Here is a 25,513-nt window from a genome sequence, read left to right on the forward strand (position 1 = left end):
TAATCCTATATATTGAATGAGAAAATTGTTTTTCCTGTTTGTTTTGAGTTTGCCTTTATGGGTAAAGGCCCAGGAGATGAGAAAGATTACCGGGCAGGTCGTGGAGGCCGCTTCGGGCGAAGTTCTGCCGGGGGCTACGGTATTTATTGACCCGGATGCTTCCGTGGCTAAGGATTATACCCCGGCTGGAACGGTAACTGACGGACAAGGACGCTTTGAATTGGTTTTACCGGCTTCCGTTCAATATGTGATTGTCAGTTTTATTGGATTTGAAGCTTTGAAAGCGGATATTTCCGGAAAAACGGAATATATTTTCCGGTTGAAGGAAGAAGTGAAACAATTGGAAGAAGTGATGGTGGTGAGTACCGGTTACCAAAAGATTGACAAACGAAAATCTACGGCGGCCATTACTACCGTAAAAGCGGATGAAATCAGGCAGGCTGGGGTTTCTACCATTGACCAGATGCTGGACGGGCAAGTGGCAGGTTTGATGGCTACCCCTACGAACGGTGCTCCGGGTGCTGCAGCAAAGATGCGTGTACGGAGTACGGTATCATTGTCCGGAAGTACCGATCCGCTATGGGTTTTGGACGGTATGATTCTGGAAGGGAATGACCTTCCTTTGAACTTAGGGGATAAGGATGTGGCGGACGAGTTGTACAATACGTCTATCGGAGGAGTAAATCCATCTGATATTGAGGATATTACAATATTAAAGGATGCTGCTGCAACTTCTATATATGGCGCTAAGGCTGCTAACGGAGTCATTGTCATTACCACAAAAAAGGGAAGAAAAGGCAAACCTCGGGTCAATCTGTCCGGAGGGGTGTTTTATACTTTAAAACCGGATTTGAGGAGGTTAAATTTGATGAATGCCCCGGAAAAAGTGGATTTTGAATTAGGTTTAGCTTCCCGGAGCGATCTGGATTACCGGAGTGAGTACGGCGGCGTTTCCCGGATTTTGTCCCGCTACGGGCAATGGGACGCTTTGCGTACCGATGGTTTTGCCGGCATTTCGCCTGAAGCGCAGCAGGAAATCAATGTGCTACGGAACGGAAACACGGATTGGGGAGATGTCATTTATCGGAATGCTGTCAATCAGCAATACAACCTGAGTGTTTCCGGTGGTTCCGATTTGGCTACCTACTATTTTTCCGGCGGATATTACAATGAGCAGGGCACGACACGCAAGACCGGTTTTGAGCGTTATAATCTGACCATGAAAACGGATTTTGATTTGTTCAAGAATTTAAAAGCCGGGGTTTCCTTGTTTTTTACGGATTCGAAAAAGGAGAATTATTTAACCGATGCGGATGCTTTTATTAATCCTTCCAATTATTCCCGGAATGCCAATCCGTATTTGTTAGTCAGGGATGAAAAAGGCGATTATGTGTACGATCCGGATATTGAGGGATATAGTGGACGCCATCTGGATTTCAATTATCTGGAGGAAATGAACAATACCGGCCATACATTGAAAAACCGTTCGGTGAAGCCATTGATTTCTTTGGATTACAATGTTGCTTCTTGGTTAAAGTTGTCTACCCAGTTTTCCATGCAATTGGAGCATATTGCAACAGAAAAGGTGGCGGATGCCAATACGTATTATGTGCGTAAGTACCGCGAGAAGACCCGGGGAAATGACGGAAATTATTTTTTGCCGCCGGGGGGAATTATTCAAAATATGACGAAGGATATTAATCAGTATCAGTGGAAATTGCAAGGTGAATTTAATAAATTGTACGGGGGCAGACATGCAGTGAACGTGATGGGAGGTGTGGAGCTGCGGCAAAGTAAAATAACGGATCTGATGACCCGGGGCTTCGGGTACGATCCTAACTCTTTGACGACTAAACCTCTTGTCTTTCCTGAGGGGAGTACGCTGACCAATGTTTCTGATTTTCGTCAGTACAGCAAGGGGTTTGTGGAGGACCGTTTTCTTTCGTTGTATATGACGGGTTCCTATACCTTTGATAGCCGGTATACTTTTTTCGGAAGCTTGCGTTATGACGGGTCCAATATGTTTGGGGTGGATCAAAAATATAAGTACCTGCCTTTATGGTCGGTCTCCGGAGCGTGGAATATCAATCGGGAAGCTTTTTTACGGGAAACGGACTGGTTGTCTGAACTGAAATTGCGTGCTTCTTATGGTGTACAAGGAAATGTGGATAAAAATACTTCGCCGGAAGTGGTCGGAACCTGGGGAGATACGGAAATTCTTCCGGGGGATAATGAACCGGTGATTGACGTGAGTTCGCCGCCCAATAAATACCTTCGGTGGGAGAATACCACCAATTGGAACGGGGGACTGGATTTCGGGATATGGGATAACCGGATTAGTTTGACGGCAGATGTCTATTACCGTGTAAGTGATAATTTGATTGGTATGAGAAATCTGCCGGGTGAACATGGTTTTGGTTTTTCCAATATGAATTGGGCAAAACTGACGAATCAGGGATATGAATTGTCTTTATCGGCAGTGAATGTGAAAACGTCCGATTTTAAGTGGACCATGAATTTTAATATTGCTCATAATCAGAGTAAGGTAAACCGGGTTCAGGTTTCTGATAATTCATACGAGCCTTCCAAAGAGGGATATTCCGTAGGTGCTTTGTTTTCTTTAAAAACTGCGGGATTGGATGAGAATGGTTTGCAGATGTTTTATAATAAACAGGGAGAAAAGGTTTCTTTTTATGATTTTTACGGTTTGGAATACGGTTATATGATGGGAGGACTTATTCCTTTTTTAAAATCCCGCTTGAGTGCTGCGGAGTACCGGAATTTATTTACTTACGAAGGTACTTCGGAACCGAAGTTTACCGGAGGTTGGATTAATCGCTTTTATTATAAAAATTTTGACCTGACAGTGTCGGCCTCTTTTGTACTGGACCAAACGGTGCAGGAGACTCCTTTTTATGATCCGGTAATGACTTCTCCGGGTCAGAATTATTCAAAGAGGATGGCTGAGGTATGGTCCCCGGAGAATCCGGGTGGCAGGTATCCCCGTTTATTGGGGCGGACGACAGAGGGGGCAGACAACTGGGCTTACCAATGGTTGGGAGCAACGGGAATGGACCCGGGACTTTCTTTCCGGAAATACGATATATGGTTTAAACAAAGGAGCTATATGCGGATAAACAGTATTCGTCTGGGGTATGCTTTGCCGGCAGAAACTCTGAAGAAAATAGGATTTTCTTCGGCACGTGTGAGTCTGGAAGCCCGCAATCCTTTTGTTTTGGGTACTGCTTATAAGGGGTATTTTGATCCGGAGACCTATGGAAATATCTATTCGCAGCCTTTGGCAAGGACTTTTTCTTGTGGTATTGATTTAACCTTTTAATTGATAGGAGTATGGTAAGGAATTTCAAATATATTTTTATTGTCCTGTTGTTTCTGACTTCATGCAGTTACATTGATGTGGAGCCGGTGGGGAAAGTGATTCCCGATGAAATTTCGGAGTATCGGGCTTTGCTCACCACTGCTTACAGCACTTATCCTGCTTATCGGCGTACTTTGATGGTACGTTCGGATGAAGTGTTTCCGGATGCTTTGGGATTGTCTTATGACAGTTATATAGCTCCGGCAACCTGGAATGATGAGAATCCTGACCCTTTGTCCGTGTCCTATCCCTGGACAGAAATTTATAAGATTGCTTTTTATACCAACGTAGTCATTGACGGGGTGATGCATGCCGGGCTTGATGTGCATACGGATACGCGGGAGCAATTGTTGGCAGAGGCTTATGCATTGAGGGCTTTTGTTCATTTTGATTTGGTGAATCTGTATGCTAAATGGTACGATCCGGTCACGGCGTCTACCGACAGAGGCATTCCGTTGGCTCTGAAAGTAGATGTGGGGCAAGATTTTAAACCGGTGAGTGTGGAGCAGGTCTATGCTCAGATTTTCAGCGATTTGCAGGAAGCCGGAAAGTATATGCAGGTAGAAGAGCAGTCCGGCACGAAACTTTACCGTTTTTCGAAAAAATCGTTGCAAGCCTTGCGTGCCCGTGTTTACCTTTATCACCGGGACTGGCAGCTTGCACAGGAAGCTGCCGAGGCCATTTTACCACAATGTATGCTGGAGAATCTGCTTGCTCATCCGGTAAAGCCCTGGACCTACGATTCGAGGGAAGCCATCCTTTCCATGGAGCAAATATCCAGTACAGTCATGAAAGAGGATATGTATGTATTGGAGAATTTGTTAGGGATGTTTAATCTGGAGAAAACAGAAGAGGGCTATAAAGATGCCCGTGTGGGAAATTATCTGGTGGCCGGTTATTCCAACTGGTACTGCAATAAAGGAGGGAATAAGGAAGAGAAAGTGACTTTCCGCAGTGCTGAAATTTACCTTATCGCTGCGGAAGCTGCAGCCTGGCGGGAAGGTCAACTGAATGCGGCAAAAAGTTATTTACTGGAGTTGCTGCAAAATCGTTTGACAGAGAATTATTATAAGGAGAGAAAAGCGGCAATTGAGGGTATGGGGCGAGATGAACTGTTGGCAGAAATTCAGAAGGAACGGGCCCGGGAGTTGTGTTTCGAAGGGCACCGTTGGTTTGATTTGCGCCGGACCAGCCGCCCCGAGATTGTCAAGAATTATATGGATAATCTTTTTGAATTTCAATCAGTATCTTTACAAAAAGATGATCCTAAGTATATCATTCCTTTTCCAAGAGAAGCGGTGGAAAATAATCCGGAACTGCAAAACTAACTGCTCTCCGTCACGTAAGATATATCCGGATGAACCGTTGATTTATGACAGCAGTTATCATAGAAGATGAAGCTTTGGCTGCTCTTGAGTTGGAGAAGATGTTGAAAGAACTGGCTCCTGAACTCAAGGTGGTTGCCCGTCTTGAGACAGTCCGGGAAAGTATTGTCTGGATTCGGGAAAATAGTCCGGATGTGATTTTTAGCGATATTCACCTGGGAGACGGAAATGCTTTTGAGATATTTAAACAGGTGGAAAATAAGATTCCGGTTGTTTTTGTGACGGCTTATGATGAATATGCTTTGCAGGCTTTTAAGAGCCGTGGATTGGATTATATTCTGAAACCCCTGGATAGGGAGGAGATTAAGGCGGTTGTGGAAAAGCTCCGCGATTGGCTGGGAAACAGAGAGAGGGAGGTCGTAGCGGACAGCAGGGGTTCTTATCAAGAGCGTTTTTTGGTACAAATGGGTACCCGTATCAAATCGGTGCCGGTGAAGGATATTGCCTATTTTATGGCCGATGGCAAGTATCTGATGTTATATACTCTGGATGGGGCAGTTTATATTGTTGACCGTACGATGGGAGAAATAGAGGGGCGGTTAGACCCCCGGCGTTTTTTTCGAATCAATCGGAAGTTCATGATTGGTTTTACTGCCATTAAAGATATGGTCCGTTATTCCAATAGCCGGGTAAAGGTGGTATTACAACCTGCTCCTCCGGAGAGTATTGAAGCTATTGTCAGTAATGAGCGGGTCCGGGAGTTTAAGGAATGGTTAAATCGCTGACAAGGCAGAGTTAGTGCATTCCTTCATAAAAAACTTTCCAAAGCGGGTCTTTTATAGGTGGATTGGCCGTTATGGTTAGCATTTCCTGAGTGACCGGGTGTTTGAAACTAATTGAGCGTGCGTGCAGGCTTATGCCTCCTCCCTCATTCGAACGGGAAAAACCATATTTCAGGTCTCCTTTGATAGGACATCCGATTTTAGCTAACTGACAACGGATTTGATGGTGTCTTCCGGTGTAAAGTTTTACCTCCAGCAAGTAGTACCGCTGGGAACTTCCCAGCAGTTTGTATTCCAGTTTTGCTTCCTTAGCCCCGGATTTGGGTTGGTTGTAAGCGTAGGACTTGTTTTTTTCCTGGTCCCGCACCAGGTAGTGGGTGAGTAGCGCATGGTCCTCCGAGGGGAGATTACCTACGATGGCCCAGTAGATTTTAGTAATTTCTTTTTCGTGTTCCTGAAACATTTTATTCAGGCGGGTCAATGCTTTGCTGGTACGGGTAAAAATGACCACCCCGCTGACCGGACGGTCTACACGGTGGGGAACTCCCAGGAATACTTCTCCCGGTTTGTTGTATTTCTTTTTGATATAAGCTTTGACTTCCTCTGCTAAAGGTATATCTCCGGTTTTATCAGCTTGTACAATATCTGAAATTTTTTTATTGACAGCAATGATGTGATTGTCTTCGTATAAAACTTCTAACATGGTGAAATGGGGGATGTAAAAATGCTTTTGGCCGATTAATACTGTTCTCTTTCATTGGGGAAATCGCCGCTTTTCACATCCGAGATGTAGTTGCTTACGGCTCCGCTTATTTCAGCGAAAAGGTTATGGTAACGTCTGAGAAAACGGGGAGAAAATTCCTGATTGATTCCGAGCATGTCATGTACTACCAATACCTGACCGTCCACGCCACTTCCTGCACCGATTCCGATAACGGGAATGGTCAGTTCCTGTGCTACGCGCACAGCTAAAGTGGACGGGATTTTTTCCAGTACCAGTCCGAAACAACCAGCTTCTTCCAACAGATGAGCGTCTTTCACTAATTTTTCGGCTTCATTCTTTTCTTTAGCCCGAATGGCATAAGTCCCGAATTTGTGAATGCTCTGGGGAGTCAGTCCCAAATGGCCCATTACCGGAATACCGGCAGAAAGGATGCGGTTGACGGATTCCAGAATTTCTTCTCCTCCTTCCATTTTAATAGCATCAGCCGAAGTCTCTTTCATGATGCGGATGGCTGAACTCAAAGCTTCCTTACTGTTTCCCTGATAACTACCGAACGGCATATCCACGACTACTAAGGCTCTTTTTACACCTCTCACTACGGAAGCGGCATGGTAAATCATTTGGTCGAGGGTAATCGGGAGGGTGGTTTCATAACCTGCCATGACATTCGAAGCCGAATCCCCGACCAGTATGACGTCTATTCCGGCCTGATCCACGATCCGGGCCATAGAATAGTCATATGAGGTAAGCATACTGATTTTTTCACCCTTTAGTTTCATTTCTGATAAAACATGGGTAGTTACCACTTTTATTGCTGATTGTGTTGACATGATAAACTGGATTTGTAATTTGTGATACGTCATTTTTTTCGGTTTTCCCAAACCGGAAAGAATAAACGGTATCTCTGAAATTTATTGGAATGTCCCGATGATGGTTTGGGAACCGGTTGTTTTTTGACCTAATTCGACCTCTATGTTGGTGTTCAAAGGAAGAAACAAGTCTACCCGCGAACCGAATTTTATGAAGCCTGCGTGTTGGTCCTGGCGGGCTTTCCCTCCCACAGGGGTATAAGAAACAATTCTTTTGGCCATGGCGCCTGCTATTTGACGCATTAATATGGTTTGTCCGTTGTTACATTCAATAACAATGGTTGTTCTTTCGTTCTCGGAGGAAGATTTCGGGAGATAAGCCGCTGCAAAATTTCCTTTGTGGTATTTGAAATAGCGAATGATTCCGTTCACCGGAAACCAGTTGATATGTACATTGAAAATGTTCATAAAAATAGAGACCTGGAGTCTGCGGTCTTTGAAATATTCTGTTTCTTCTGTTTCTTCGATGACTACGATTTTTCCGTCTGCCGGAGCTAAAATTGTGTTGTCGTCCCGGATGATCACCCGGTTGGGGAAGCGGAAGAAATTTACAATCAATAAATAAAAGATGCTGCTAACAATAAGAAGGGTGTTAAAGACGGTCGTATTATTGATGAAGTAGTAAGAAAGTACATTCAGTGCTACCAGTATGAGCAGGACTTTTAATAACAGGAGATAGCCGGCTTTATGTATGGTCATGATATTTCTTTTTTTTGTTTCATACTTGTTCAGCCTGCAAAGGTATCAATTTTCACGGGAAATCCGAGTTTTACAGATAAAGATTTTTATCCTTCGCAAACAGAGGAGGATTGGCAGAGTAAGGGATTAGCTGATGAAAACCAAGTATACAAAGATTGCCGGCAGGGTAAAAAGGATAGAATCCATTCGGTCCAGCACTCCGCCATGTCCCGGCATGATGTGGCCGGAATCCTTGATTTCAATGCATCTTTTAAACATGGATTCTATCAGGTCGCCGAAACTACCGAAAACAACCACTAAAACAGAGATGATCATAGTGTCTGCCGGTCTTAGTCCTTCTATGTAGTCGGCTAATAAAAAACCAACCAGGATTGTGATAATACCGCCTCCGATAGCTCCTTCCCATGATTTTTTCGGAGAAATCCGGGGGAAAAATTTATGTTTTCCGAATTTTGAACCGAAAAGGTAGGCAGACGTATCATTCACCCAAACCAACAAAAAGGGCAGGAAGATAATGCCGGGTTGCCATTTCCCTGTACATAAGTAAGGGAAATAGATGAGCAGGGTGAACGGCAGGGCGATATAGAACAGGGCATAAATACCGAATGCCAGGTTTTGAAAAGTGTGTGTTTGTTTGCGGTAGAGTTCTGAGACGCTCAGGACAAAAGTTAACATGAGAAAAATCAGGTAACCTTTCCACCATCCGGTGTAATTGTGAAGGAAACCGGCAGTAAATAAAGACCAGCTACATAGCACGCACACCAGACGGTTTAACTTGATATTGGCGATTTTAGTCATGTTGGCAAATTCCAGAATGCCGATAAGATTCAGCACAAGAAACAGAATCCCAAAGCAAATGGGATGTATAAAAATACAAGTTGTTAATATTGCTACAAATAGGAATCCGCTGAGGAATCGTTTACCAAGATTATTCACAATTCAAGGATTTTATGATTTTTGTTGCTTTATCCTGATCAGTTTTTCTAATCATCACCTTTATCGTTCCGACCATGACATAGGAAGAATCCTGCTGGTTCATGACAATGGCTTCTATACCGTTGGAAGTGAGGAGACCCTTCACTATTTCTGCCTGGTACAGTTGTGCCGTTTCATAAATGGTGGTCCAGTCGTCCATTTTGATTTAGCTTCTCGATTTATACGTTTTCGCCGGAAGTTTCGGTTGTCTGTTTTTCTTCCCGGGTTTCAGTTTCTTCTTCCTCGTCATTCCAGGGGCGTTTTCCCAGGATATGTTCCAGGTCATCACTGAAAATGACTTCCCGTTCCAACAGGAGTTCTGCAACCTGTTTGTGTTGCTCCTGATGTGCTTTCAGTAGTTCTTTAGCCCGGTTGTAAGCGTTTTCGACCAATTCTTTGACTTCTGCATCAATCAGTTCTGCTGTTTTTTCGGAATAGGGTCTGGTGAAACTGAAATCGTTTTGACCAGTGGAATCGTAGTAACTCAGGTTACCGATTTTTTCACTCATCCCGAATATGGTTACCATAGCATAAGCTTGTTTGGTGGCTCTTTCGAGGTCGTTTTGGGCTCCGGTAGAGATTTGACCGAAAGTGATTTCTTCCGCAGCACGTCCTCCCAGAATAGAGCACATTTGGTCGAGTAATTGTTCTTTGGTGGTAATCTGGCGTTCCTGGGGCAAATACCACGCTGCACCCAGTGCTTTCCCCCTGGGAACAATGGTTACTTTCAACAAGGGGTGGGCGTGTTGGAGCAGCCAGGATACAGAAGCATGCCCGGCCTCATGGTAGGCAATGGCCTTTTTTTCATTGACTTTGATTACCTTGCTGCGATTTTCCAGCCCACCGACAATTCGGTCAATAGCATCCAGGAAATCTTGTTTCTCCACTTCATTTTTGTCTTTACGGGCTGCAATCAGGGCAGCTTCATTGGCTACGTTAGCTATGTCCGCACCTGAAAAACCCGGAGTTTGTTTTGCCAGAAAAGGAATATCCACGTCTCCGGCCAGTTTTAACGATTTCAGATGTACCTTGAAGATTTCTTCGCGGTCTTTTAATTCGGGGAGATCTACATAAATCTGCCGGTCGAAACGTCCTGCTCGGAGCAGGGCACTATCCAGTATATCAGCCCGGTTGGTGGCAGCCAGAATGATTACTCCCGAATTGGTTTCGAACCCGTCCATCTCTGTCAGTAATTGATTGAGGGTATTTTCCCGCTCATCATTGGAACCCATATTGGGATTTTTGCCCCGGGCCCGACCGATGGCGTCAATTTCATCAATGAAAATGATACAGGGAGCTTTTTCTTTTGCTTGTTTGAACAAATCCCTTACCCGCGAAGCTCCGACACCTACAAACATTTCTACAAAATCCGATCCCGACATGGAAAAGAAAGGAACGTTAGCTTCCCCGGCCATTGCCTTGGCCATTAAGGTTTTTCCTGTTCCCGGAGGTCCGACCAATAGTGCTCCTTTCGGGATTTTCCCTCCTAATTTGGTGTATTTGTCCGGAGATTTCAGAAAAGATACGATTTCCTCCACTTCCTGTTTTGCTTCTGCCAAACCGGCCACATCCTTAAATGTGACTTTAGTGCTTGTGTCTTTATCGAAAAGCCTGGCCTGGGATTTTCCGACATTGAATACTCCTCCGGGGCCGCCTCCGTTTTTACCTAAACGACGGAACAGAAAATACCAGATGAACACGAAAAAAGCAATGGGGAGCAAGAAAGAGATGATATTGCCCCAACCATCGTATTCCTGTTCATAATCTATTTTTGTGTTTGCTGCATCGGGCGTTTTTTCCTGAATTTCAGCAAATTCCTTGGAGAAGGTTTCCTGCGGTCCCGTATTGAAATAAAAATGTGGTCCGGAAGAGGAATTTTCAAACCCCTGAGATTTCAATTGCGAGTAATTTTCAATTTTTTCGGGTTTGATATAGACATATGCCTGTCCTTTGTTGGTGATGACTTTTATTTCTTCCACATCTCCTTTTTCCAGCATCTTGCTTTTTATTTCCTGCCAGGTTGTCCGCACCGGATCGGTTTGCATGTTGAAGAATTGGAATCCTATAATGCAAAGTGCCAATATGATATATAACCAATATCCGTTGAATTTTTGGGTTCTGATTGGTTTTCCGCCTCCTATCGGGGGAAAGTTGAATCCTCCGTCTTTCTTGTTTTCGTTATTCTCTGCCATATAATTGTTAACCTGTAGTCAAGTGTTTTTTATTTCGTTTTATTTTGTCCTTCATTCGGGACAGATTCTACCGGTATGATTTGTGCATCTCCCCAGAACTCTTCCAGTTGGTAGTAATCTCTCAATTCTTTATCAAAGATATGCACAACGACATCGCCGTAATCCAGTACTACCCATTGTGAACCGTTTAATCCTTCTATATGAAAGGGACGCTCATTCAAATCCTCCCTGACTTTTTCTTCTACTGCATCTGTCAGGCCGGCAATATGGGTACTTGAAGTTCCGTGGCATATTACGAAAAAACTACAAAAACAGTTTTCTATTTTCCTTAAATCTATTTTTACAATTCGATGCGCTTTGGTATCTTCCAGTGCTTCTACTACTTTCTCTACAATCTGTACTGTTTTTAACATTTTTGTTCATACCTTTTCAAGCTACAAATATACATTATTTATCAACTAAACTTTAATTCTCTTTGCTAAAAAGTCTTCCCGAAAGATTTAAACCGTTTGCATGTCGTTTTTTCCATGATTCTTTTATAGTTTTGTGCCGGCAGTGCTTTGCGCACGACATATAAAATAAATTGTTATCCTATGAAAACTTATCGTTTACCTATGGTGCCGGGTCCGGTTTCTGTATCCAGGGAAGTATTGGAAGCCGGGATGGTTGATTTCGGATCTGCAGATTTGGAGAGAGATTATCTGGAATTGTATAAAAAAACGGAAAAAGCGTTGTGTCGTATCATGCAGACCCGTAATCGTATTGTGATTCAGACGGGAGAAGGTATGCTGGCGCTTTGGAGTGCTTTGAAGAGTTGTCTTTTACCGGGTGATAAGGTTCTGGTTTTGTCTACCGGATTGTTTGGTTACGGCATGGGGGGGATGGCTGAGGCTATCGGGTGTGAGGTAAAGACTGTCGGTTTCGGTTTTGATGAGACTTTCACGGATTTTGCGTTGATAGAAAAAGCGATTCAGGAATTTCGTCCCAAGATGATTACCATGGTGCAGAATGAGACGCCGAGCGGTACTATGAATCCGGTGAAAGAGATCGGAGAATTGAAGGAAAAATACCAGGTTCCTTTGTTGTATGTTGACGCTGTGTCCGGGATTGGCGGTAGTGTGGTGAAAACTGACGAGTGGCATATCGACCTTTGTTTGGGAGCTTCCCAGAAATGTTTATCTGCACCGGCTTCTATGTCGTTTTTGTCAGTTAGCGAAAAAGCCTGGGATATCATAGAGGAAACCGGATATGTTGGTTATGATGCCTTGCTTCCTTTTCGTTATGCGGTGAGGAACGCTTATTTCCCTTACACTCCTTATTGGCAGGGAACTGCTCAGTTGTGCAAGGCTTGTGAGATGATTCTGGAGGAAGGATTGGGTAAAGTGATTGCCCGGCACCAGAAAGTGGCCGGATATTGCCGGGAAAGGGCTTCTGAACTGGGTTTAAAATTGTATCCGGCTGCTGATGCCGTACCTTCGCCGACAGTAACGGCTCTGTATGTTCCGCGGCATTTGTCCTGGAAGAAGTTTGATGCTGCTTTGCGGGAAAAAGGATTGGTTGTAGGAGGGAATTATGGTTGTCTGGCCGGGGAGGTATTCCGGATCGGACATATGGGAACCCAGGCTCGGCAGGATTTAGTGGAAGAAGCGTTGGATATTATCGGAGAAGTTTTGTAGGCTTGTATCCCGATTTTTGTGTAACCTTGTTATTTCGTTCTCGTATCGTATGCCCGAATGCGGCGGGCCTATTGTTTCTGATTCATCGGAAGACGTTTTCCGGGGATAGGAAAATCGCGCGCAAACTTTTAAAAAATATGGGATTTGTTTGTATGATAATAATATTAATTTCATATTTGTTCAACTTATTTATCAATATCCAGGGAGGTATTGATCTATGGAAATGTTTTTTTGAGTTGCGTGAATGGACATATAAGATAAAATTTGAACAATATGGACTACAGATTTGAAATCAGTAAACCGGATAGTACGGATTTTCGTTGTGAAATCGCTATTAACGGGGAACAGACCTTCCAGCAGTTGCATGATAAAATTGTGGAGACGCTGAATTTTGACGGTTCACAAATGGCTTCTTTTTTTACTTTGGATAAAATGGGAAACCGGGGAAAGGAGATAGCTCTGATGGAGATGTCGATAGAGGATGAAGAAGATAATAATACACTGGTCATGGATGTGACAACTATTCGGGAGATTGTCAATGCCAGTTGTATAGAGCTGGAATATGTTTATGATTTTTTTGCCAATAATTATCTGAAAGTGGAATATGCCGGTGAATATATAGGTGATTCTGCTGATGTTTTGCCTTTATGTGTTTACTGTGGGGGGGAATTGCCTCGTCAAACCGAGTACGATGCAAATGATGAGTGGAGTCTGGATAAAGATGAGGATTATGATGACAGTTTTATGGAAGAATTCGGAGGAACCGGCAGACGAAGCGGTAGACGGGGAGGGGATGAGGATGATTTTGGATTTGGTGCGGATGAAGAGGATGGATACAGGGACGATTATGGAGATGGATATGAGGATGATTTTGGGGGAGGGTATGATGAGCGGTATGAAAGTTTGGATGATTATATTGATAAATTGTAAAGAAAAACGAAGCAACAGAGCCTAAGGTGACGTGTGGATGGTGCCGTAGCTTTTCTGATGAAAACATTAATTGTATTATTAGGTCCCACGGGGGTAGGAAAAACGGACTTGAGTATTGAGCTGGCCCAACATTTCCGGACTTCTGTTATTTCTTGCGATTCGCGTCAGATTTATAAAGAAATGCGAATCGGGACTGCTGTTCCTACTGCCCGGCAGTTAGCGACGGTTCCTCATTTTTTTATTCAGACCATTTCTGTGCAGGATTATTATAATTCCTGGCAATTTGAGGTAGAGGCTTTGGCAAAAATCCGGGAGTTGTTTGAGCATCGGGAAGTGGTTTTGATGAGTGGGGGCTCTATGTTGTATATTGATGCTGTTTGTAAAGGGATTGACGATATTCCGACCATTGCTCCGGAACTTCGTGATGAGTTGACGGGGATTTACGAACGGGGAGGTCTGGACGTGATTCGGAATATGTTGAAAGAATTAGACCCCCTGTTTTATGAACAAGTAGACCTGAATAATGCCAAACGGGTGCTTCATGCTGTCGAAGTGTGTAAAATGGCAGGTGTTCCCTATTCTTCGTTACGTACCAATACGCCGAAAGAACGTGGTTTCCGGATTATCCGGATTGGATTGAACCGGGAGAAGGAAGAGTTGTATGACCGTATTAACTGCCGGGTAGACCAGATGCTGCAAGATGGATTGATGGAGGAGGCCCGTGGTTTATATCCTTACCGGGATTGCAATGCTTTGAATACCGTGGGATATAAAGAGTGGTTTGATTTTTTTGACGGAAAAATTGATGAAGCGGAGGCTATTCGTCTGATAAAGCGCAATTCCCGTCGATATGCCAGAAAACAACTTTCCTGGTTCAGACGGGACGGTGAGATTTGCTGGTTTCACCCCGGCGAAAAAGAACAGATTCTGTCTTATCTCCGCTCGTGTATGGAATGAAGCCGGTTATTCTCCGGCTTTTGTTTTATCTGAGTTGTAGTTCTTTTTCCGCTATTTCCCGCATTTCTCCTTTTCTTATTTTTCCTGTAACGGTCATGGGGAAAGAGTCGACGAATTTCCAGTATTTCGGTATCTTAAAGGTGGCAATCTGTCCCCGGCAATAGGCATCGAGTATTTCTGCTGAGATGTGGTGTCCCTGGCGCGGTTTAACCCATGCCATGACTTCTTCGCCGTAGCGTTCGCTGTATACGCCGATAACCTGTACATCGGACACGCATTCGTGGGTGATCAGAAAATCTTCGATTTCCTTGGGGGAGATGTTTTCTCCGCCCCGGATGATGAGGTCTTTCAGGCGGCCCACGATGCTGACATATCCGCATTCATCCATGATGGCGATGTCGCCGGTATGTAACCAGCGTTTATCGTCAATGATAGCCTGGGTTTCTTCCGGGTTGTCCCAATAGCCTAACATGACAGAGTATCCCCGGGTGCAAAATTCTCCGGCAGTTCCGCGGGGGACAATGGCTCCCGTTTCCGGGTCGATGATTTTTATCTCCACGTGGGGATGTACGGTGCCGACGGTTGTTACCCGGAGTTCGAGGGGATCGTCTGTGCAGCTTTCTGTCGAAACGGGAGAGGTTTCCGTCATGCCGTAGCACACGCAGATTTCTGTCATGTTCATCCGTGACTGCACTTTCCGCATGGTGTCAATGGGACAGGGGGCACCTGCCATGATGCCTGTCCGCAGAGAACTCAGGTCAAAGCGGTCAAAGTCCGGCAGGTCCAGTTCTGCAATGAACATGGTGGGGACTCCATACAGGGAGGTGCATTTTTCCTGTTCGACTGTTTCAAGGACTTTGTGCGGGTCGAAAGCTTCGCCGGAGATGACGATGCAGGCGCCGTGGGTGACGATGGCCATGTTGCCTAAAACCATCCCGAAACAATGGTAAAAAGGTACGGGAAGGCATACCCGGTCTTGTTCGGTGTATTTCAGTCGTTCCCCGATGAAAAAGCCGTTGTTGAGGATGTTGTGGTGGGACAGTGTAGCTCCTTTGGGATGCCCGGTGGTACCCGAAGTATATTGGATATTCACCGGGTCGTCAAATTGCAGGGAGGCTTCCCTTTCAGCGAGTTGTTGGTCGCTGATATTGTGACCGGATTGCAGAAAAGCTTCCCAGTCCTGTTCGATAATGACGGTTTGTTTCGGATAAGCACAGTCGGCTTTGAGTTGTTCCAGCATGCTTACGTAGTCCGTTTTCCGGAAGTGGGAGGAGGCTATCAGAAGGTCGATACGGCTTTGTTCCAGGGCGTAGCGCAGTCCCGGCAACTTGTATCCGGGATTGATGTTTACCATGATGGCACCCATCAAAGCCGTCGCGTATTGCACTATGACCCATTCATATCGGTTCGGCGACCATATTCCTACCCGGTCGCCTCTTTTTATTCCCTGTGCCATCAAGGCTTTGGCCGCTTGTTCGCATTGGTTGAGAAATTCACTGTATGTGGCTCTGTAATTTTGATACGGAGAGACCAAGACCTCCCTTTGCGGAAAAACAGAGGCCATTCCTCGTAAATGCTGACCGATGGTTTCTCCTTTTAACGGAACATCCGAAGTTCCGTGGGCATAAGATAAATTTATTGACATAATATTTTATTATTGTAGTGTGTGTCCTGCAAAGAAAAGATATAAAAATGAAATAACAATAGTTATTTGCCAATAAATGAGATAATTACACAATTGTGGGAAAGATGTGCAAAAAAAGGTGAGATTTTGCACAGGGATAGAATGGATGTGAAAGAAAAAGGTAAAAACCGTTGCGGTTTTTTACCTTTTATTTACAGATTGTCTGTCAGCCTTTGATCAGTGTGCCCATTCGGCAAAGAAATCGTTGCCTTTGTCGTCTACAATGATAAAGGCGGGGAAATTTTCTACGCGGATTTTGCGTATGGCTTCCATGCCTAATTCTTCAAAAGCAACTACTTCAACGGATTTGATGCTGTTTTTAGCCAGGATGGCCGCAGGTCCGCCGATAGAGCCCAGATAAAAACCGCCATGTTTCTTGCAGGCATCGGTAACAGCTTGTGAGCGGTTGCCTTTCGCTACCATAATCATGCTGCCTCCGTGGTCCTGGAACAAGTCTACGTAGGGGTCCATACGTCCGGCTGTCGTGGGGCCGAAACTACCGGAAGCCATGCCTTGCGGCGTTTTTGCCGGTCCGGCGTAATATATCGGATGGTTTTTGAAATATTCCGGCATGGGTTTGCCTTCATCCAACATCTGTTTGATTTTGGCATGTGCAATGTCCCGGGCAACAATTAATGTTCCGGACAGATTCAGACGGGTTTTTACCGGATGTTTTTTCAGTTCTTTCAGTACGTTTTCCATGGGTTGGTCCAGGTCGATATTTACGGCCGGAGCGAGGGCAGGAGTTTCCGCCGGCAGAAAACGGGCCGGGTTTTTCTCCAATTGTTCCAGGAATATACCTTCTTCCGTGATTTTGGCTTTGATGTTACGGTCGGCACTACAGCTAACACCGATACCTACCGGACAAGAGGCTGCATGGCGCGGAAGCCGGATGACGCGAACATCGTGTACCCAGTATTTTCCTCCGAACTGGGCGCCGATACCTTTTTCCCGGCATATTTTCAGAATTTTTTCTTCCCATTCAAAGTCCCGGAATGCCCGTCCGCCTTCGTTACCTGAGGTGGGCAGGTGGTCGTAATACCCGGCAGAGGCTTTTTTTACCGTTGTCAGGTTGGCTTCGGCGGAAGTACCTCCGATCACTACGGCTAAATGGTAGGGAGGGCAGGCCGAAGTACCCAAATCCAGTACTTTCTGGGAGATGAATTTTGTCAGGGTTTCTTCGTTCAGCAGGGCTTTGGTTTGCTGATAAAGGAAGGTTTTGTTGGCTGATCCGCCTCCTTTGGTGATGAACAGGAATTCATATTTATTGCCTTGTGTGGCATACAGGTCGATCTGGGCAGGCAGGTTGCAGCCACTGTTTTTTTCTTCGGTCATTGTAAACGGAACAACCTGGGAATAGCGTAGGTTGCGGTCGCGGTAAGTTTCGAAAACCCCTTTGCTGATAGCTTCTGCATCATTACAACCGGTCCATACGTTTTCTCCTTTTTTACCGATGCAGATTGCTGTTCCGGTATCCTGGCAGGTCGGAAGCTCTCCTTCGGCAGAAACCACCTGGTTCATGAGCATGGTGTGGGCAACAAATTTGTCGTTATCGCTGGCTTCCGGGTCTTTCAGAATATCCGCTAATTTTTGTAAATGTGAAGCGCGCAGGTAAAAGGAGACGTCGGTATAAGCCTCACGAGCCAATAATTCCAGGCCTTCTTTTTCAATTTTTAAAATTTTGCGTCCCTCACATTCAATGGTTTTTACGTAGTCTTTGGTGAGAAGACGGTATTCCGTTGTATCTTTTTCGATAGGAAACGGTTCCTGATACTTAAATTCTGCCATAGTTTTATTGATTAAAAGTTTAAAATACATAGTATGGCTCCCTTTCCAGGAGTGTAAGGAAATATCCCGCAACGAAATTAAAATTAATAAATGAAACGTCGAAACTTTTACAGAAATTTTTCTTTAATCATAGGGGCAAATGGAAAGAAAATATAAAAAAAGAAGGGAATTTATTATTTTTGTGAAGATAATATGAAAACGGAAATATGAATAGCGTGATTTTTATTGTGATGGTTGTGGTCGTATGTGCGGATTTTGTGTTTGAGCGGGTATTGGATTGGCTGAATGTGCGGGCGATGTCGCCGGTTTTGCCTTCTGCTCTGTCCGGTATATATGATGAAAAAGAATACGGGCGGTTTCAGAATTATAAACGGGAGAATGACCGGTTGGGCTTACTTAGTGGCTCCGTATCTTTTTTGGTACTGTTGCTTTTTTTGTCTTTGGGAGGGTTCGGTTGGTGGAATAGGGTTGTGGTTTCCTATACCGAAAACACAATAGCGCAAACCTTAGGATTTATGTTGGGGGTGTCACTGGTTTCCGGAATAATCAGTTTCCCTTTTGATTGGTATGCGACCTTTCACATAGAAGAAAAATATGGTTTTAATAAAATGACCGTCAGGACTTATCTGTCGGATATGGTAAAAAATATGGTTTTATCGGTTTTGCTCGGGGGAGTGTTGCTGGCTGTGTTGGTGTGGTTTTATGAGTGTTCCGGACCTTCTTTCTGGTGGTATGCCTGGATGTGTGTGACGGTGTTTTCCGTTTTTATGGCGATGTTTTATTCCCGGTTGATTGTTCCTCTTTTCAATAAGCAAACCCCATTGACAGAAGGATCGTTGAGGGATAAAATCCAGGCTTTTTCCCGGAAGGTAGGTTTTAAATTGGAAAATATATATGTGATGGACGGTTCTAAACGTTCTACGAAATCCAATGCTTATTTTACAGGTTTAGGCCCCCAAAAGCGGATAGTGTTGTATGATACGCTCCTCCAGGACTTGACCGAGGAGGAGATTGTCGCTGTTTTGGCCCATGAGATAGGGCATTACCAAAAAAAGCATGCTTTACAGTTTATGGTGGCTTCCATTGTGCAGACCGGAATTATTTTATGGCTGTTTTCGTTTTTTGTAAATGCTCCGTCGCTATCTTTGGCATTGGGTGGAGACCGGGTTTATTTTCAATTGGGGTTGATAGCTTTTTCGATTCTGTATACTCCCTTGAATATGGTGTTGGGATTGTTTATGAACAGGTGGTCCCGGAAAAATGAATACGAGGCGGACCGTTTTGCTGTTGTAAACGGAATGGGAGAAGGGCTGGTTTCCGGATTAAAAAAAATTTCAGTCAAATCTTTAAGTAATCTGACTCCTCACCCCGTATATGAGCAGGTATATTATTCCCATCCTTCTCTATTGAAAAGAATAAAAGCGATTATGGAATTATAGGATAATGTAACAATTATAAATCAGTGATATGAATGCAATTATTATAACCATCGGAGATGAAATTCTGATGGGACAGATTTTGGACACCAATTCGCAATACATTGCGCGTAGATTGACGGAAATCGGGGTTGAAGTGACGGAAGAACTGTCTATTCCGGATAAGAGGGAGGAAATTTATGAAACAGTGGACTATGCGATGCAGGAGGCGGATTTGATTTTTGTGACCGGCGGACTGGGACCGACGAAAGATGATGTAACAAAGAAAGTACTGGCAGAGTATTTCGGTTCTCGTCTGGTGTTTAATCCCCAGGCGATGGAGTGGTTGGAGGAATTGCTTCGGAACCGGAATTTACCGATGAATGAAAATAACAAGTCGCAGGCTTTCTTACCGGACAATTGCCGTTTATTGCGTAATTTCAAGGGGACGGCTTCGGGAATGTGGTTCGAAAGGGGGTGGAAATCTTTGATTTCTATGCCCGGGGTTCCGTTTGAGATGGAGCATCTGATGGATATGTACGTGGTTCCCGAATTGAAGGCGAAATATTCGCACCTGCAATTGGAATACCGGATGCTGAAAGTGTATGATGTGGCAGAATCGCAATTGGCCCATCATTTAGAGATGTGGGAAGACGCTTTGCCTGACGGTTTGAAATTGGCTTATCTGCCTTCTCCGGGAATGGTGAAATTACGGGTGACGGCAAAAGGAGAGGGTATAAAACAGTTGGAAGAAAGATATGAGAGTTTGAAAGAGGTATTAGCGGGTATGAGGTATACGGAGGGAGATGATGCTTTGGAAAAACAAATGGGGAAGGTATTGCGTAAGAAAGGAATGACCATAGCAACGGCAGAGAGTTGTACGGGCGGAGAAATTGCCCGTTTGATTACTTCCGTTCCGGGTAGTTCTGAGTATTTTAAAGGAACCGTGGTTGCTTATGCCAATGACGTGAAAATCCGGGTGCTGGGAGTTGCTGCGGAAGACATAGAGAAAGAAGGCGCTGTGAGTGAGAAGGTCGTTTTACAGATGGCGGAGGGAGTCAGGAAGTTAATGCAGGCGAACTATGCCGTGTCTACGTCCGGGGTTGCCGGACCGGATGGAGGTACCCCGGAGAAACCGGTGGGGACAGTGTGGATAGGAATTGCTACACCGAAAAGGACCTTTGCGAGAAAGTTTGTATTTTCGTTTACGAGAGAGAGGAATATAGCCAAAGCTGCGGCAAAAGCACTCGAATTGTTAATGTTGGAAGTGGAAAATGTTGAGAAATGATGAGGAAGCGTTATATGATACCTTTCCTGTTTGTCCTGGTTTTGATGATTATATATTGGGCGGGTCCCAGATTGCCGGAGACGTCTCTGGGAACGGATTTGCCGGATATTCCGGCCGGCATAGGTGACCTGGAGCAATATGTGAAGGCAAAGGAGGCGGGCTATCCAGTTAAACCGGGGAATGAAAGTGTGATTTTGTGGGGAGATAGCATCGGCCGGCCTACGCCGTTTGTATTGTTATACCTTCATGGTTTTTCGGCCGGTCATTTTGAAGGTTATCCCGTAACCCGTGATTTTGTTCAGGAATTTAAGGTAAATGCATATTTACCCCGTTTAGCCGGACACGGTTTGAGGGAGGACGAGCCTTTATTGGAAATGACTCCTGAAAATCTTTATCGTTCTGCCCGGGAAGCCTTGGGAATTGCCTGTAAACTTGGGGAAAAGGTGATTTTAATGGGAACTTCTACCGGGTGTACGCTGGCTTTGATGTTGGCAGCCGATTTTCCGGATTTGGTAGACGGACTGATTTTATATTCTCCGAATATTAAGATTAAAAATCCTTGGTCTCCTTTGTTGGGCGGTCCCTGGGGATTACAGATTACCCGGGTTGTACATGGAGGGAAATATGCTGTTTCCGACTCCGGAAACAGTGAGGACTGTAAGTATTGGTACTGCCGCTATCGTCTGGAAGCCCAGGTATATTTACAGCAATTGTTGAAAATGCGGATGAACCGCAAGGAATTTGAGAAGGTCCGGCAACCGGTTTTTCTGGGGTATTACTACAAGGATAAAGAGCATCAGGACCAGACGATAGAGGTAAAGGCAGCTTTAAAGATGTTTGATGAGTTAGGTACTCCTGATGCATGGAAAGAGAAGGTGGCTTTTCCCGAAGCGGGAGTGCATGTCATTGCTTGTGGGCTGACTTCGAAGTCTGTGCCTGAAGTAGAAAAGGCTACTTTTGGATTTGCCCGGCGGGTCTTAAAAATGAAGTAGTCAAAATATTTTACAAGATTGTCTGTTTTTTTGACAGAACTTTTCCGGATGTGTGATGTGTAGTTTGTTGATTATTATTTATTTATCTTTTTTGGCATGTTTGTTGTCCGAAAGGGAGGGGAAGTGGTGGGAAAACTTGTGAGGGGTTATTATAAATGGATAAATATTAAGTCAAGATGAACATGTTTTTGTGGATATTCCGGGAGATTTTTTCGTTTAAAAATAAAGCGTTAGGCAGGATTATTTCTCTTGCTTTGGGAATGAGTATAGGTTTAGTGCTGTTTTCCTATAATAGTTATCAGTTGACTTATGATGATTTTCAGAAACAAGGGGATCGTATTTTTCGGGTAGGCCTTTTAGGGCGGATGAATGGAGAAGATTATGAAAGTGCATATACGTTTGCTCCTTTGGCTGACGCCTTAAAACAGGATTTCCCGGAGGTGGAAGCAGCGACTTGTGTGAGGGTAGATTGGCAGAAAGAGATGTTCAGGTATGAAGGGAATGAATTTCGTGAAGTAACTTTATATGCTGATACAGCTTTTTTTTCGTTTTTTTCCTGTTCTTTGGTCATGGGAGACCAAGCCGCGTTGATGGACAAAAATAATATTTTTATCTCTGAACGGATTGCTAAAAAAGTATTCGGAACTGAAGCGGCTATTGGAAAGCGGGTGTGGAGTGAAGGAAAAGAGTGGATTGTGGCGGGTATTTTGGCTGATTTGCCTGAAAATACCCATCTGTTTTATGAGGTAGTAAAATCTCTGGATGCTTTGAATAGGTACAAAGGGTGGGACGGTGGTACTTCCTACTATTGTTATGTACGCTTGACAGATCCTGTGGCAGCGGATAAAATTGAAGGTCATTCCCGGCAGTTTTTAGGCAAATATATTCATTGGGAGAACGAATTAGAGCTGCATTTACAGCCTTTAAAAAAGCTTTATTTGCTATATTCAGGAGAGAATGTGGTGGAGCGCATGGTGTTGTTGTCTGTATTGGCTTTGGTGATGCTGCTTGTTTCCGGATTGAATTATGTGCTTTTATCCATATCCTCTATTGGAAGGAGGACGAAATTAATAGGAATCCATAAAGTGAACGGAGCTGCGGGTGAAGATCTTTTCCGGATGTTTATGGCGGAAACGGGTATCTTACTGACCATGGCTTTTGTATTGTCTGTTGTGATTATTCTTTTGTTCCGCACCTGGACGGAACAGGAGTTGGGTATTTCATTGGCTGATTTGCTGACTTGGCAGAATTTATGGGTGGCATTACTCATTTTGGGGGCAATGTTCTTTTTTTCTGGCTTTTTCCCGGCCCGTCTTTTGGCTTCTATGTCGTTTATGCAGATAGAACATCGGATGACAGAAGGGGCGAGACGATGGAAAATTTTTTTGTTGGGCGGACAGTTTATGATGGTGGCTTTTTTGTTGGTTTTGTTGTGGATAGTTGTAGGACAGACAGGTATATTGCTGAACCAGGACCCCGGTTATGACATTGAGCGGCTTTATTTTACCAGGGTGTTGGATAATCAGGACGTTTCTCCGGCTTTCCGACTGAAGGAAGAGTTGAATAAATTGCCTTTTGTGGAAGGAGTGGCTGTTGCTGAAAGTCTTCCGGCAGACGGATTGTCGGGCATCAGGGTGAAAAATAAGACAACAGATGAGGAAGTAGTCTCGGCTCGCTGGCTTATCGTGGATGAGGAGTTTTTTGAAGTCATGCATATTCCGGTGAATGGAGAAAAAAGTATCTGGAAGAGCGGAACGGGTATTGTTGTCAATGAGAAATTGCTGAAACTTTTGCATAAGGAGGAAAATCCGGAAGATTATATATTTGCTGGTGAACTGGGTTATCTTCCTGTCGACGGAATATGCCGGGATTTTCAATTGGGAAGTTTGTACAATGAACAACTCCCCTTGTTGGTGAGCCGGATACAGAGAGATGAGTATTATGGCAGTTTGAATGTTATTTTCCGTTTGACCGTTGTTACCCCTGAAAATATCATGGCGGTGAAAAAAGTTCTGACAAATACGGTTAGTAAACAGTCGGCCGAATTGTTGAATTATGTGGATTATATGCAGGGAAATTATAGTTCTATATTTCAATTGCGCCGTTGGGTTTTGGGAATGGCCGGGGTGGTATTAGTCATCATTGTGCTGGGATTGATAGGATATACTTCGGATGAAGTGAATCGTAAGGCCAAGGAAATTGCCATACGCAAGGTGAATGGTGCGAAGACCCGTGAGGTTATGGAGTTGTTGTTGCTGAAACTTGGCTGGATTGCTATGGGTGGGATTCCATGGGGATTGGCGGGTGCTTATTGGGTAGGTTGTCAGGTTTTGGAAGGATTTGTTGTCAAGTATTCTATGGACTGGTGGATTTTTGCCGGAACTGTTTTATTCATTCTTGTGATAATGGTTGTCGTGGTTTATATCTGTGCTTATAAAGTTGCTGCTGCTAATCCGGTAAAAGCCTTACAAGCGGAGTAACAAAAAGAGGTCAGAAAGATAATGTGAAAGTTGTTTCCTGGTGGGGAACGGACGAGACTTTGATGTTTCCGTTGTGGGCACGCATAATTTGGCGTGCGATACTGAGTCCTATGCCGGAACCTTCGTTTTTGGTGGTAAAGAAAGGAACGAATATTTCATTGATAATTTCGGCAGGAATACCCGGACCGTTGTCGGATATCTTTACCTGGACACGGTTTGTTAACGGGTCAGTTGTTGCAAGTATGGAAAGGTTGCCCTGGGGTTGTCCTTGCATAGCCTGGATAGCGTTTTTCATCAGGTTAAGTACGACCTGACCGAATAAATTCGGATCGGCATATATTTTTAAGGAGTGAGGGTGAATCCGGATGTCAATAGTAATCCGATTGAAATTGGGTTCTGTACTGCAGAGAATAACCATGCGATGGATAAATTCATTGAAGTCGACAGATTCTTTTACCGGTTCGGGGATTCGCGTGAATTTCCGGTAAGATTCTACAAAGGACATCAGGCTTTTGCCGGTTTCACTGATTACTTGTAAACCGTTCAGGGTATTTTGTTTCCTCTGTTCCTGTTCCTCCGGAGTGAGGGAAGAGGATGTTTTATGCATATTGTACAGGGTATCACTCAAAGAAGTGATGGGGGCTATGGAATTCATGATTTCGTGAGATAAAATCCGGATAAGCCGGATCCACGAGTCGATTTCCTTTTCATCCAATTCGTTCTCAATATCATTGATTACTAATAATATATAATTTTCTCCTTTTAATTTTATCTCATTGGCATTGATCAGTAGCTGAATGGTTCCGCGTTCGTTGGTGTAACTGACCCGGCGGGTTTCGCCGGAGCGAATTTCTTGTATGGTAGTCAGTAGTTGGGTAGAAACTTTGCGAAGCTGATTCAGGTGGGTGAGAATCTCTAAGTTCAGGAGTTTTAAGGCGAACGGGTTGCTTTGAACAATAAAGCCTTTGGAATTTAAAGTGATTATTCCGGTGTGAATGTTAGAGAGGATAAGTTCGTAGTATTTTTCGTTTTGCTGGATTTCCAGTTGGGTGTTTTGGATGATGGTTTTGGTCTGATTCAACATTTTATAGAGGAAGCGTTCGGACGAGCTTCCTTCATTTTCAATGAATCGTATCGTGTAGTCCTTATTCTTCAAGGCATTAAAAAAATAACCGAGTTTGCGGTTAACGGAATGAATGCGCCAGAATATAAAAGCAATACAGGTAAAAATGCCCAGGACAGAAAGTCCTGTCAATAGATATTCCTTGATTTGAAACAGGTGATATCCGGTCAGGGAAAAAAGAATGAGGAGAAGAAGAGAAAGCAGAATGTGAAGGGAATACAGGCGTGTCATAAGC

At 44.2% G+C, this 25,513-nt stretch carries 20 protein-coding genes; 10 read left to right on the forward strand and 10 right to left on the reverse strand.

The features are described from left to right. Nucleotides 1–16 precede the first annotated feature (16 nt). From D1136_RS00450 to D1136_RS00460, 3 genes are read left to right on the forward strand one after another with little or no spacing between them, the layout of a single operon-like run. Nucleotides 17–3,340 carry a SusC/RagA family TonB-linked outer membrane protein gene (locus D1136_RS00450; protein ID WP_161875651.1) on the forward strand — a complete coding sequence of 1,108 codons (3,324 nt, stop codon included), beginning with the start codon at nt 17–19 and terminating at the stop codon, nt 3,338–3,340. Between the two features lie 11 nt (nt 3,341–3,351). Continuing rightward, on the forward strand, nt 3,352–4,707 hold the full coding sequence (locus tag D1136_RS00455) for a RagB/SusD family nutrient uptake outer membrane protein (protein ID WP_161875652.1): 1,356 nt from the start codon (nt 3,352–3,354) through the stop codon (nt 4,705–4,707). Nucleotides 4,708–4,751: 44 nt separating this feature from the next. Continuing rightward, nucleotides 4,752–5,489 (forward strand): LytTR family DNA-binding domain-containing protein, encoded by a 738-nt coding sequence (locus tag D1136_RS00460; RefSeq protein ID WP_161875653.1) that lies wholly within the window; start codon nt 4,752–4,754, stop codon nt 5,487–5,489. 10 nt (nt 5,490–5,499) lie between these two features. On the opposite strand, the gene D1136_RS00465 is transcribed toward D1136_RS00460, so the two are convergent. The 7 genes from D1136_RS00465 to rsfS all read right to left on the reverse strand — a co-directional run bounded on the left by D1136_RS00465 (nt 5,500) and on the right by rsfS (nt 11,358). Next, nucleotides 5,500–6,189, reverse strand: a complete 690-nt coding sequence (locus D1136_RS00465; protein ID WP_161875654.1) for an RluA family pseudouridine synthase — start codon at nt 6,187–6,189, stop codon at nt 5,500–5,502. A 35-nt stretch (nt 6,190–6,224) separates the two neighbouring features. Then, complete coding sequence (panB, locus tag D1136_RS00470) at nt 6,225–7,040, reverse strand: 3-methyl-2-oxobutanoate hydroxymethyltransferase (RefSeq protein ID WP_161875655.1); 816 nt, start codon at nt 7,038–7,040, stop codon at nt 6,225–6,227. A gap of 81 nt (nt 7,041–7,121) precedes the next feature. Beyond that, nucleotides 7,122–7,778, reverse strand: a complete 657-nt coding sequence (locus D1136_RS00475; protein ID WP_161875656.1) for a phosphatidylserine decarboxylase family protein — start codon at nt 7,776–7,778, stop codon at nt 7,122–7,124. Nucleotides 7,779–7,904: 126 nt separating this feature from the next. Beyond that, a complete protein-coding gene (locus D1136_RS00480) occupies nt 7,905–8,714 on the reverse strand; it encodes a phosphatidate cytidylyltransferase (RefSeq protein WP_161875657.1) in 810 nt (269 codons plus the stop codon). Next, complete coding sequence (locus tag D1136_RS00485) at nt 8,707–8,913, reverse strand: DUF2007 domain-containing protein (protein WP_161875658.1); 207 nt, start codon at nt 8,911–8,913, stop codon at nt 8,707–8,709. The genes D1136_RS00480 and D1136_RS00485 overlap by 8 nt, the downstream gene beginning before the upstream one ends. Before the next feature lie 19 nt (nt 8,914–8,932). Next, the gene (ftsH, locus tag D1136_RS00490) at nt 8,933–10,945 is read right to left on the reverse strand and encodes an ATP-dependent zinc metalloprotease FtsH (protein WP_161875659.1); all 2,013 of its coding nucleotides are present in this window, start codon (nt 10,943–10,945) and stop codon (nt 8,933–8,935) included. A gap of 29 nt (nt 10,946–10,974) precedes the next feature. Continuing rightward, a complete protein-coding gene (rsfS, locus tag D1136_RS00495) occupies nt 10,975–11,358 on the reverse strand; it encodes a ribosome silencing factor (RefSeq protein ID WP_161875660.1) in 384 nt (127 codons plus the stop codon). Between the two features lie 180 nt (nt 11,359–11,538). On the opposite strand from rsfS, the gene D1136_RS00500 reads away from it, so the two are divergent. From D1136_RS00500 to miaA, 3 genes are all read left to right on the forward strand, one after another. Beyond that, complete coding sequence (locus D1136_RS00500; protein ID WP_161875661.1) at nt 11,539–12,621, forward strand: alanine--glyoxylate aminotransferase family protein; 1,083 nt, start codon at nt 11,539–11,541, stop codon at nt 12,619–12,621. A 273-nt stretch (nt 12,622–12,894) separates the two neighbouring features. After that, a complete protein-coding gene (locus tag D1136_RS00505; protein WP_161875662.1) occupies nt 12,895–13,551 on the forward strand; it encodes a hypothetical protein in 657 nt (218 codons plus the stop codon). Between the two features lie 57 nt (nt 13,552–13,608). Then, nucleotides 13,609–14,508, forward strand: a complete 900-nt coding sequence (miaA, locus tag D1136_RS00510; RefSeq protein WP_161875663.1) for a tRNA (adenosine(37)-N6)-dimethylallyltransferase MiaA — start codon at nt 13,609–13,611, stop codon at nt 14,506–14,508. A gap of 25 nt (nt 14,509–14,533) precedes the next feature. Here the strand turns inward: miaA and D1136_RS00515 are convergent, their stop codons facing one another. Together D1136_RS00515 and D1136_RS00520 are read right to left on the reverse strand one after the other, a co-directional pair. After that, nucleotides 14,534–16,153, reverse strand: a complete 1,620-nt coding sequence (locus D1136_RS00515; protein WP_161875664.1) for an AMP-binding protein — start codon at nt 16,151–16,153, stop codon at nt 14,534–14,536. Between the two features lie 216 nt (nt 16,154–16,369). Further along, nucleotides 16,370–17,980: a fumarate hydratase gene (locus tag D1136_RS00520; RefSeq protein WP_161875665.1), complete on the reverse strand. Its 1,611-nt coding sequence runs from the start codon at nt 17,978–17,980 to the stop codon at nt 16,370–16,372. A 206-nt stretch (nt 17,981–18,186) separates the two neighbouring features. On the opposite strand from D1136_RS00520, the gene D1136_RS00525 reads away from it, so the two are divergent. From D1136_RS00525 to D1136_RS00540, 4 genes are all read left to right on the forward strand, one after another. Further along, nucleotides 18,187–19,419 carry a M48 family metallopeptidase gene (locus D1136_RS00525; RefSeq protein WP_161875666.1) on the forward strand — a complete coding sequence of 411 codons (1,233 nt, stop codon included), beginning with the start codon at nt 18,187–18,189 and terminating at the stop codon, nt 19,417–19,419. A 28-nt stretch (nt 19,420–19,447) separates the two neighbouring features. After that, complete coding sequence (locus D1136_RS00530) at nt 19,448–20,683, forward strand: competence/damage-inducible protein A (protein ID WP_161875667.1); 1,236 nt, start codon at nt 19,448–19,450, stop codon at nt 20,681–20,683. Further along, the gene (locus D1136_RS00535) at nt 20,680–21,675 is read left to right on the forward strand and encodes a carboxylesterase (protein WP_161875668.1); all 996 of its coding nucleotides are present in this window, start codon (nt 20,680–20,682) and stop codon (nt 21,673–21,675) included. The genes D1136_RS00530 and D1136_RS00535 overlap by 4 nt, the downstream gene beginning before the upstream one ends. Nucleotides 21,676–21,851: 176 nt before the next feature. Further along, nucleotides 21,852–24,155 (forward strand): ABC transporter permease, encoded by a 2,304-nt coding sequence (locus D1136_RS00540; RefSeq protein ID WP_161875669.1) that lies wholly within the window; start codon nt 21,852–21,854, stop codon nt 24,153–24,155. A gap of 10 nt (nt 24,156–24,165) precedes the next feature. Here the strand turns inward: D1136_RS00540 and D1136_RS00545 are convergent, their stop codons facing one another. Beyond that, nucleotides 24,166–25,509, reverse strand: coding sequence for a PAS domain-containing sensor histidine kinase (locus D1136_RS00545; RefSeq protein ID WP_161875670.1), 1,344 nt, complete (start codon nt 25,507–25,509; stop codon nt 24,166–24,168). Nucleotides 25,510–25,513 lie beyond the last annotated feature (4 nt).

Source organism: Odoribacter sp. Z80, assembly GCF_009935865.1.
GTDB lineage: Bacteria > Bacteroidota > Bacteroidia > Bacteroidales > Marinifilaceae > Odoribacter.

Coding starts and splice junctions, on each gene's coding strand:
- D1136_RS00465 (WP_161875654.1), bottom strand. CDS start 6,189: ATGTTAGAAGTTTTATACGAAGACAATCACATCATTGCTGTCAATAAA.
- D1136_RS00545 (WP_161875670.1), bottom strand. CDS start 25,509: ATGACACGCCTGTATTCCCTTCACATTCTGCTTTCTCTTCTTCTCCTC.
- D1136_RS00525 (WP_161875666.1), top strand. CDS start 18,187: ATGAATAGCGTGATTTTTATTGTGATGGTTGTGGTCGTATGTGCGGAT.
- D1136_RS00450 (WP_161875651.1), top strand. CDS start 17: ATGAGAAAATTGTTTTTCCTGTTTGTTTTGAGTTTGCCTTTATGGGTA.
- D1136_RS00475 (WP_161875656.1), bottom strand. CDS start 7,778: ATGACCATACATAAAGCCGGCTATCTCCTGTTATTAAAAGTCCTGCTC.
- D1136_RS00500 (WP_161875661.1), top strand. CDS start 11,539: ATGAAAACTTATCGTTTACCTATGGTGCCGGGTCCGGTTTCTGTATCC.
- miaA (WP_161875663.1), top strand. CDS start 13,609: ATGAAAACATTAATTGTATTATTAGGTCCCACGGGGGTAGGAAAAACG.
- D1136_RS00460 (WP_161875653.1), top strand. CDS start 4,752: ATGACAGCAGTTATCATAGAAGATGAAGCTTTGGCTGCTCTTGAGTTG.
- D1136_RS00540 (WP_161875669.1), top strand. CDS start 21,852: ATGAACATGTTTTTGTGGATATTCCGGGAGATTTTTTCGTTTAAAAAT.
- D1136_RS00455 (WP_161875652.1), top strand. CDS start 3,352: ATGGTAAGGAATTTCAAATATATTTTTATTGTCCTGTTGTTTCTGACT.
- rsfS (WP_161875660.1), bottom strand. CDS start 11,358: ATGTTAAAAACAGTACAGATTGTAGAGAAAGTAGTAGAAGCACTGGAA.
- panB (WP_161875655.1), bottom strand. CDS start 7,040: ATGTCAACACAATCAGCAATAAAAGTGGTAACTACCCATGTTTTATCA.
- D1136_RS00515 (WP_161875664.1), bottom strand. CDS start 16,153: ATGTCAATAAATTTATCTTATGCCCACGGAACTTCGGATGTTCCGTTA.
- D1136_RS00505 (WP_161875662.1), top strand. CDS start 12,895: ATGGACTACAGATTTGAAATCAGTAAACCGGATAGTACGGATTTTCGT.
- D1136_RS00535 (WP_161875668.1), top strand. CDS start 20,680: ATGATGAGGAAGCGTTATATGATACCTTTCCTGTTTGTCCTGGTTTTG.
- ftsH (WP_161875659.1), bottom strand. CDS start 10,945: ATGGCAGAGAATAACGAAAACAAGAAAGACGGAGGATTCAACTTTCCC.
- D1136_RS00530 (WP_161875667.1), top strand. CDS start 19,448: ATGAATGCAATTATTATAACCATCGGAGATGAAATTCTGATGGGACAG.
- D1136_RS00520 (WP_161875665.1), bottom strand. CDS start 17,980: ATGGCAGAATTTAAGTATCAGGAACCGTTTCCTATCGAAAAAGATACA.
- D1136_RS00485 (WP_161875658.1), bottom strand. CDS start 8,913: ATGGACGACTGGACCACCATTTATGAAACGGCACAACTGTACCAGGCA.